This is a genomic window from Commensalibacter sp. W6292M3, from assembly GCF_016101315.1.
Taxonomy (GTDB): domain Bacteria; phylum Pseudomonadota; class Alphaproteobacteria; order Acetobacterales; family Acetobacteraceae; genus Commensalibacter; species Commensalibacter melissae.
The window spans coordinates 1-461 of record NZ_JACFQT010000013.1 but is presented as its reverse complement, the minus strand read 5'-3'; the positions used below and the strand labels follow the sequence as shown (position 1 = coordinate 461).

1 pseudogene is annotated in these 461 nt (G+C 37.5%); it reads right to left on the bottom strand.

Annotated features, from left to right (window positions below):
• Positions 1-58 precede the first annotated feature (58 nt).
• Positions 59-461 (bottom strand): annotated as a pseudogene (locus tag H3T57_RS09050) (hypothetical protein); the annotation flags it as partial.

Below are 461 nucleotides of genomic sequence, written 5' to 3'. Positions count from 1 at the left end.
ACCCGCAAGGGGTATCCCGGCCTGCATTCCAAGTGATTTCGAATCACTGTCATACCTGTTACGGTTTTGCGGTGTGGTTATGTTCGGTTTTAATAACTTTTGGACCAACATTTGGATCAGGAAATGTATACAACCATGCTTTATACTGTCCAATCATGTTTGGATAATTATACCATACTGCTGTTGTAATATGGTCAAGAATATAGGCAGAATTATTAGCATTTGTATTCATCGACCCAAAGCCTTCAAATATTGTTTCATAATTGGATGGGTGTACGGGAGCTATACAAAAATCTAAACTCAATGAATTATGATTACATTTAAATAACTCATTATCCCTTCCTGCCGGTCTGACCAGTCTAACATTATAATCGATATATTTATAGGTAAACACATCCGCGTTTGTTTTCCACAACTCGGGATTTCCATTGGTATCAGTGAATAGAGGGGTTTGATAGGTT